The following is an 8,678-nucleotide window of genomic DNA, read 5'->3' as shown; positions in this document are numbered from 1 at the left end:
ATTTAATGACAAGAAATCCTTATTTCATGTAGAGGCGCTTCGAGAAGCGCCTGTCAATATGATAAATTTAATGACCCAAAAGAGTGATGGAATGTAGCCGCGCTTCGAGAAGCGCCTGTCAATATGATAAATTTAATGACCCAAAAGAGTGATGGAATGTAGCCGCGCTTCGAGAAGCGCCTGTCAATATGATAAATTTGATGACAAGAAATCCTTATTTCATGTAGAGGCGCTTCCCGAAGCGCCCCTACAAATACACCTTGACAGGGCTAGGGTTTAAACCCCGCCGGTTGTTGCCTACGAACTACGAACTAAGAAAGAGAACGACTGAAGTCGTTACTACGAACTAAGAGAAGAGAACGACTGAAGTCGTTACTACGAACTAAGAAAGAGAACGACTGAAGTCGTTACTATGAACTAAGAAAGAGAACGACTGAAGTCGTTACTACGAACTAAGAGAAGAGAACGACTGAAGTCGTTACTACGAACATCAGAGAAGAGAACGACTGGAGTCGTTACTACAAACAGGGGAAGATTAGCTCAGGATTGGGTTTCTACAAACCAGGGTTTGTAGATTAAGCATTGTCGGTTAAGACCTCTTCAAAGGCAAAATCTGGGGCAGCTAGGACAAAAATTGTGGTGGGTAAACCGGCGGCGCGAGCTTGTAATTGTTCATAGTATTCCGTATAATTTTCGCGGGGGGTGGCCATGCCGAGGAAGACTAAATCTGTGTCTTGGGAAGACTCATGCAGAATCTCATCAAACGATTGTCCGTCAGAAATCAGAACTTGCGGAATGGCACCGATGCGTAATTGTTTGACCAAGGTGGCAATATTGGTTTCGGCAGATTCGGCAGCAGCGCGATCGGGAACAACCAGTTTGAGATAGACTTCGGCATTTTGCCATTGGCTGCTGGTGCGGACTAAATAGGCCAAAATCAGCATTAGACCGCCATTGGCTTGTAATCCACCCCACCACACATCAATCCGGCGACGTTGACCAAATCCTTTGTCAGCATTTTCCCGAAAGATAATTAGGTTACGTTTGGCTTGATGCAGGTTGGCGATCATGTCGCAATAGCGATCGCGCTTAGTCGGTTCCTCACTATCTCCGAGTAAAATCGTATTCGGCACCAGGGGTCCGAGTCCATAAATTTCTACGAGATTTTTCGCGCCAATAAAGGGGTCCGGGGCGGTAATTAAGCGGACTAAGGCTTGAACTCCGCGCTTGTCTAAATAGTCCCGAATCGTGGCTTCGAGTTGGGTTTGTTGGGCAGGATCCCGAGAACCACTGGGAAGAACACTGGATACAGTAATTAACCCGCGATTGTGAGTCAAGGCGGTGGCGAGTTCTATCAGAATCCAGCGCCGGGTAGGTGCACCGGAAAGCACCAGGATGTGAGGTCGCCAGTTTTTGGTATCCGGTTCGTGACTGAGGTTAAAAATCCCCGTGCGCACGACTTCCATCCATAAACCCCGGCGCACATCTCCCCAGGCGGATTCCAGTTCCCGACGTTCTAACCAGATATAAATTCCCAGGACGATAATTCCAGCAACCACGGTGGCGATCGCATTAATCAGGAGCATCACGGCGATACAACCGATGGCACCGAGGAGGGAAATCGCCCAATGGACTCGAAAGGTGGGGCGATAGGATGGACTTTGCAAAAAGCCTTCGATGCCTGCGGCTACATTTAAAACCAGGTAGGTGGTTAAAAAGAACATGGTGAGAACCGGGGCAATCATGTTCAAATCCCCCACGGCTACGGCGATCGCAGCAATTCCCAGGGTGACGCAGGTGGCGATAAATGGCTCATCATCCGGTCCTCTTCCGTTCCCGAGTATCCGCAGACCCGAGGGTAAGATTCCATCCCTGGCTAGGGCTTGCAGGACCCGAGGTGCACCTAAAATACTCCCCAAGGCACTGGATAAGGTCGCCCCCCAGACTCCCAGGAGAATGGCCGGTCCCCAAAAGGCCATTTGTTGCATAATCAAGGGATTGGCAATCAGGGTACTGGCATCGGCACGCATCGCCAGGAGGACCGGCAGTCCCATATAAATCACATATCCCGTCCCGACAGCAGCGAGGGTACCCACGGGAATGGACCGGGAAGGGTCGCGCAAGTCTCCGGACATTCCCACTCCCGCCATGATGCCGGTCACTGCTGGGAAGAAGACGGCGAAAACGACCCAGAAGGGTTCGGAATTTTCGGGTTTAGCGCCCCACATTTCGATGGAGGTGGTCTCGATGGGACTGCCGAAGGCAAAGGAGATGAGAGATAGGACGATCGCCGCCATGATGAAATATTGGGCGCGGATGGCGGTCCGGGCTGATTTCATGGCCAGGAGGGCCACGGCGAGGGTGGTGAATAAGGCGATCGCCCGTTGCATGGTTCTGAATTCGGGAAATGCCTCTACCACACTTTCGGCAAAGCCAATGGTATAAAGGGCGACAGACAGTCCTTGGGCAAAATACAGGGGAATCCCCACGGCACCGCCGGTTTCAATTCCCAGGGACCGGCTGATCATGTAGTAGGCTCCCCCCACGCGCACCACGCGATCGGTGGCGATCGCCGAGATGGAGAGGCCCGTAAAAAGGGTGATTGAGGTGGCCAGAGTGACGATAATCAGGGTACCAATTAAACCGACATTCCCCACTACCCATCCAAATCTCAAATACATGATCACCCCGAGAATGGTCAAAATCGACGGGGTATAAACGCCACCAAAGGTTCCCAGGCCACCGGATGCAGAAGAAGGAATCACGGGGTCTGGCGACGGACGACGAAATGAGGGAAAGCTCGGCATAAGGACTGATAATGATGATAACTACATCCCACCTTAGACGATCGCCGCCCAAGAAGGCTCCTTAAAGTTTCAGGGAAGTCTCAAACCAGGCGATCGAGGCATTGGGAAGGCTCAAGGTTTCATCTTATCAAATCGATAAAAGAAGAGACTGGATTTCTCTACGTTGCTCACAATTAATCCTGAAGAGAGTCTCCGCTGGATCATCCTGCCTTTACCCTTATCCTCACCAAGAGAGTCAATGCGTTATCGTATCATGCTGCCAATTGTAGCGATTATTCCGGTGATTTTCTTGGCGAATGCTGGGTTATTTGCCCGGTTACAAAATCGTCCAGGTCTCTCGCCACAAACCACAGAGGCAGTAGGTGAATGAATCCGCAAATGTTGAGCCACTGTCATTGTTTGCAGTAGTGAAGGGTTATCCGTTGTAGCCTCTCCTCCTCTTCAGTCCCCTCCTCCTCGGGTGAAAACTCTATTCTAAAGGGGGTGAGGGGAGGCTCTTTTTTAACAGTGGGGATTGGGATCTTGGGGGGGTGGGGAGGGTAATCGTTAAAGTTGTGCCAACGCCGAGGGTACTCTCTACGGAGATTTCTCCACCGAGCAAGTCTACAGATTTTTTGACGATCGCCAATCCTAAACCCGACCCGGGAATATCCCCGACGTTATTCCCTCGATAAAAGATGTTAAACAGGTGAGGCAGGTCTGCGGGTAAAATCCCTACGCCCTGATCGTGAAATTTTAAAATAATCTGTGTCTTTTCACACTGTAAAAGCACGGTTATTTCGCTGTTTTCTGGAGTGAATTTGAAACTGTTTGACAGGATATTGCGAAAAATATGGCGGAGCAATTTAGTATTTATACAGACTGAGTGATAGTCTCCAGTGGCCTGAAAATTAATCGAGCGATCGCCGGGGTTATAAAGATGCTGATATTCTTCTATTATTTTCAAACAAAATTTTTCTAAATCAAATTGAAAAGGTTTAAAACAAGAAGAATCTTTATCTCCATTAAAAATCAAAATATCATCTAAAAGTAAACTCATTTGTTTAATTGCACCCCGAATTTTTTCAAAAATTGGACTTCGTTTGGATTGTTTTACGCCGTCACTATATCGTTCCAAAAGTTGCGTACATAGATGAATGGTATTGAGGGGGGTGCGAAATTCTTGAGAAAGAATTTGAATAAATCGAGACTTCATCAGATGGAGTTCTCGTTGCATGGCCAGCTCTTGGCGATTTTTTTCCGCTTCTTTTAAATCGCTAATATTGCGAATTAACCAGCGAAATCCCATCGGATTGCCCTGAATATCTTGAACCTTAGAAACAGAAATTGCAGCGGGAAATGACTCGCGATCGCGCGGGAGCATTTGCACTTCCCATTCCGTTAATGGTCCTGCGGTTATGAGTTGCTCTAGTTGGCTGCGAAAGGCACTCCGTTCTTCTAGCCCCACAAAAACTGCTAGGGGTTTCTCTATCAGGAAGGGGCGACGCAGATTAAATAACTGTTCTGCTGCCGCATTCGCTTCTTCAATCACCCCCACTGCATTGGTCACAAAATAAGCTTCCGGTGCTTCTTCAAATAACTTTTGATAGCGCTCCCGCTCTATTTCTACTTGTTCACGAGTCGAGAGCAGTTGTTGATTTTGCTCCTGAAGCTCCTCTGTCGCCACGTGCAGTTCTTCCAATGCCGTTGAGAGTTCGCCAAACACCTGTTGTAACAAGTCCGGTGAAGGGGAAGAAAACTCCTGAGCGAGTAGTTGCATTTGCTCTAAACGCACTCTAGCCTGTTCAATCTGCCTCGTGAAATTTTCCATGCAATTTCTCCATTCTATTTCAGTCCTAACTTTAGGATAGTAGCTAATCGCATAATGCATCCACCGAACCGAAAACATGATCGGAAAATCAAGCCGGAAGTCAGTGGGGACTTTTAGTTAATCTGGTGATTATTGGGGTGAAATCGCGGCCCAAATCCCAGGCGGGAGAAGAGACTGGGCTCAAGAAGACCGCCCCAGTTAAACTTCCTTGATTAACAGAATCACCCCATGAGGTTCTTTGCTCCCATCTTTAAGCGGATTAAAGCTCAAGCGGTACTGAATCGAGCTACCTTGACGATTCAACGCATCAATGAGAATTTCTTGATCCAATTGGGTTCCACTCAAGCATTGATAAAGGGGGTCGCGCAGACGTTCCACGGGTAAGCCAATATCCAGATTAAAGAGAGATTGTTTCTGCACTTCGTCCGCTTTCGGTCCCCAGAGATTTTGGGCCGCTTCGTTCCAAGTTTGAATTTGGAATTGACGGTCTACCACAATCACCGCTGATTGCAAACTGGCAAAAATAGACTCTAAAAAAGCATTACATTGATTCAGTTCTATGGTTTTTCGCCCCAGTTCTTCATTGAGGGTTTGAAGTTCCTCATTGCTGGATTGAAGTTCCTCATTCATTGTCTCTAATTCTTCATTGGTAGACTGGAGTTCTTCATTGGTCGTCTCCAATTCTTCATGACTAGACTGGAGTTCCTCGTTGGTTGTCTCCAGTTCCTCATTGCTGGACTGGAGTTCCTCATTTACTGTTTCGAGTTCCTGGTTAGACCGTTCGAGTTGCTCTTGTAACTGGTGATAGCGAGTGACTTCGTTAAACGTGATACTCACGCCGAGGGGATCGCTGGTATTTTGCTGTAAAGGGGAGATTTCGATATCCAGATACTGAACGCTGCCATCGCTCCAAGTGCGGAGCACATCGCTGACGAGAATCGAGTTGCCCTCTTTGTAGACCCGTTCAATTTGCGATCGCAACTCCACGGGACGGTAAGAAATTTCTAAATCCTGGAACGGTCGTCCCAGGTCCTGGCGATCGATGCCAAAACGGGACCGAGCTAAGTGATTGGCTAGGACGAGATTGCTGTCGGAGTCTACTACAATTTGCGCCAGAGGCATCACATTAAAAGCCGCTTCCAACAGGCGGATATTTAAAGTCGATCGCATCCCGGCTTCTTCTTTTCTACTCTGCGCTAAGATTAAGAGGCGCTCACGCCGGTCTATTTTTCGCACTTTCTGAAAGATCCGGTGTTGTAAGTTTAAAGGACTAAACAGATCGGCGTTAGTGAGTAGCATTTCGGCTTTACCTAAAAATAAATAGCCCGTGTCTTTGAGTGCAAAATGAAAGCGAGCCAAAATCTGCTTTTGGGTTTCCGCATTAAAATACATCAGGGTGTTGCGGCATACCAGCAAATCTATGCGAGAAATGGGAGCATCGTGAATCAAGTCATGACGACCAAAAATTATCACCTGACGGAGCTCCCTATCCACTGCGAAGCGATCGCCGACTGGCTTAAAGTATCGCTGCTGGAACTCCTCGGAAATGGACTCGATGTCTTTGGCTTTATAGCTGGCATTCCGTCCCTGTGTCAAGGCTTCCTCATCTACATCGGTGGCGTAAATTTTCACCCGGCGCAGACAGTCTTCCATGCCGAGGGTTTCTGCCAGTAAAATAGCCAAGGTGTAGGCTTCTTCTCCCGAGGCACAACCCGCAGTCCAAAAGCGCAGAGTTTCATCCGGGGATTTCTGTTTAATAATCTGCGGTAGGGTATCGGTGGCTAAGTGTTCCCATGCCGTGAGATCTCGAAAAAAGCTAGTAACGTTAATTAAGATGGTGTTGAATAAGGCGGGGAATTCTTCGGGGTGAACTTTCAGGTACTCCAGGTAATCCCCAAAGTTGTCAATCTGATGCACCTCCATTCGCTTGGTGACTCGACGCTGGAGGGAGGAACGCTTATATCCAACAAAATCAAAGCCACGCGATCGGCGCAGATACTCTAGAAGTGCTTCAAAGATTGAAGTCTGATCATTTGCAGTCATTGTTGATGGGTTGATGAGGACGCAGTTAAGAGCGGATATAAGAGAATCAGCGAAGGTAAGTTAGCATCGCAGTACAAACTTTATGTTTTATCATAAAAGTTACTGGCGCAAAAGTGGCTCTTACCGATTTCTGTAGATTTTAAGGTTGACCCTGTTTGCCTGCTCTGGCACTGCGGTGGCTCAAAATCTCCGATAGTCAATCCGGAAGTCTATTCGGATTGTGGATTGAGATGTGGTCTGATGAACATCGGGAGGAGGACAGTCCCGAGGGAGGTCCCCGGGTAGGCGGTTGGAGAGAATTGGCTCGCCTGTTGGAAATCCGGAGCGCTACACTATTAAAAGCCGATGGATTAACAAGGGGCGATCGCATTGGCTCTCTCCCGGAGATATTTGTGCCTTATGTCATTGATTAATACCCCTAATTATGGAGCGGATTGAATAAATTTTTAGGGAAAAGGGTTTAGGTGACTCCTGATTACCTATTTTCTTCAATCATACCCCTATTTAATCGGTTTGGACGAGATGGATTTTATCCTTTAAAATTTAAGAGATAAATTCTCAAAAGTCCAAAGCAATGTCAAAAGAATTTGCCCTCGGCGATCGGGTCCGGATTGTCGCCTTACCCGCTTACCTCAAAACTGCTGAACCCATCCCCATGCTCCGTCCACCCAATGCAGTCAGCTTGGGGGAAGAAGGGACAATCCTCGATCGCAAACCCGGGGGATATTGGAGCGTCCGCTTTAAAAAAGGGGCATTTCTCATCGAAAGCCACTATATCGAACCCCTAGAGAATCCCCTTGAAACCTCTCAAAAAGGAACCGCAGAAAACGAATGAGCACCCGTTCAGCTTGCTTAATTTTTAATCCCTGTTCTGGGAACGGCGATCCCGAGGCCGAACTCAGACAGATTTTCTCACTTTTAGAACCGGAAATTAAACTAGATATCCGCTATACGAAAGCCGATTTAGAACCCAGTCAACTGGCGCAGGAGGCAGTCGCCCGGGGGGTTGATTTAGTAATTGCCTCCGGTGGCGATGGCACCGTTTCGGCGGTCGCCGAAGCCTTAATTAATACGGAAATTCCGTTAGGAGTGATCCCGAGAGGGACCGCCAATGCCTTTGCCAGCGCCTTGGGAATTCCTATTAATATACCCGATGCCTGTCAGACGATTTTATCTGGACTAATCCGGGCGATCGATACGGCAACTTGCAATGGCAAACCCTGCATTTTGCTCACGGGAGTGGGATGGGAAGCCGAAACCGTCGAACAAGCCGATCGCGAGGCCAAAAACTGGTTTGGAGTCATGGCTTATTTGGTCGCCGGAATCGAGAAACTCTGGGATATCCAGTCCTTTGAAGTCGAGCTAGAAATGGAGGGAGAAATCAGCAGACTGCGGGCGATCGCTGTCACCGTTGCCAATGCGGCACCCGCCACCTCAGTCCTGGCTCAAGGACCCGGAGGCGTCATCCCCGATGATGGATTGCTCGATGTCACGATTCTATCCACCCAGACCGAAATGAGTACCTTGGGAGCGATTTCTAGCTTGATGACGGGCGCATTACGGGGAGTCGCCTCTCAACACAATGATGTCTTATACCTGCGGACAAATCGCATCAAAGTCACCACAACCCCCCCTCAAAAAGTAACCGTTGATGGGGAACTCAGAGGAACCACACCTGTAGAAATTGAATGCGTTCCCCTGAGTATAAATGTCATGGTTCCGGATATCTAATCCCGAGGGCCAGCGTAAACCCTGGAGCCACTTAGGGTCCGGTCCCCTCCCCGATGTCTTGGGGAGGGTTAGGGTGGGGTTCTTGATGACGAGCGATCGCACAGATATTGAGAGGAGTGCGTAAAGCCTACGGCATAGCTTCGCTTACCGCGTAGCGTGTGCACCAGCACAAACATCTTGCTCCCTAGGGAACTCCAAAAAATAAAATCTCCAAAACGTTCGTTCGTAGTAACCCGGTCAATGTAGGGGCGCAATGCTTGCGCCCTCCGGAGGGCGCAAGCATTGCG

The 8,678-nt window shown here is 48.5% G+C and carries 8 protein-coding genes; 4 read left to right on the top strand and 4 right to left on the bottom strand.

Annotated features, from left to right (window positions below):
• Positions 1-575 precede the first annotated feature (575 nt).
• A complete protein-coding gene (locus tag NG833_RS29100) occupies positions 576-2,807 on the bottom strand; it encodes a Na-K-Cl cotransporter (protein ID WP_254568755.1) in 2,232 nt (743 codons plus the stop codon).
• Between the two features lie 238 nt (positions 2,808-3,045).
• Here NG833_RS29100 and NG833_RS30705 point away from each other — a divergent pair, with 238 nt between their 5' ends.
• Entirely contained in the window at positions 3,046-3,177 is a 132-nt protein-coding gene (locus NG833_RS30705; RefSeq protein WP_256556211.1) for a hypothetical protein, read from the top strand.
• 99 nt (positions 3,178-3,276) lie between these two features.
• On the opposite strand, the gene NG833_RS29095 is transcribed toward NG833_RS30705, so the two are convergent.
• Together NG833_RS29095 and NG833_RS29090 are read right to left on the bottom strand one after the other, a co-directional pair.
• A complete protein-coding gene (locus tag NG833_RS29095) occupies positions 3,277-4,617 on the bottom strand; it encodes a PAS domain-containing sensor histidine kinase (RefSeq protein WP_254568754.1) in 1,341 nt (446 codons plus the stop codon).
• Positions 4,618-4,815: 198 nt separating this feature from the next.
• Entirely contained in the window at positions 4,816-6,660 is a 1,845-nt protein-coding gene (locus tag NG833_RS29090) for a CheR family methyltransferase (protein ID WP_254568753.1), read from the bottom strand.
• Between the two features lie 155 nt (positions 6,661-6,815).
• On the opposite strand from NG833_RS29090, the gene NG833_RS29085 reads away from it, so the two are divergent.
• From NG833_RS29085 to NG833_RS29075, 3 genes are all read left to right on the top strand, one after another.
• Entirely contained in the window at positions 6,816-7,073 is a 258-nt protein-coding gene (locus NG833_RS29085; RefSeq protein ID WP_254568752.1) for a hypothetical protein, read from the top strand.
• A gap of 161 nt (positions 7,074-7,234) precedes the next feature.
• Positions 7,235-7,495: a regulatory protein SipA gene (gene sipA, locus NG833_RS29080; RefSeq protein ID WP_254568751.1), complete on the top strand. Its 261-nt coding sequence runs from the start codon at positions 7,235-7,237 to the stop codon at positions 7,493-7,495.
• Complete coding sequence (locus NG833_RS29075; RefSeq protein WP_254568750.1) at positions 7,492-8,391, top strand: YegS/Rv2252/BmrU family lipid kinase; 900 nt, start codon at positions 7,492-7,494, stop codon at positions 8,389-8,391. Before sipA ends, NG833_RS29075 begins: the two co-directional genes overlap by 4 nt.
• A gap of 68 nt (positions 8,392-8,459) precedes the next feature.
• Here NG833_RS29075 and NG833_RS29070 read toward each other — a convergent pair.
• The coding region (locus tag NG833_RS29070) for a hypothetical protein (protein WP_254568749.1) at positions 8,460-8,678 on the bottom strand (219 nt) is incomplete at its 5' end.

Origin of the sequence: Oscillatoria sp. HE19RPO (genome assembly GCF_024220515.1) — a bacterium.
In the GTDB taxonomy this organism is placed as follows: domain Bacteria; phylum Cyanobacteriota; class Cyanobacteriia; order Cyanobacteriales; family Laspinemataceae; genus Laspinema.
Note: the sequence above shows the minus strand (reverse complement) of the source record. Positions and strands in the feature narration are given on the sequence as shown.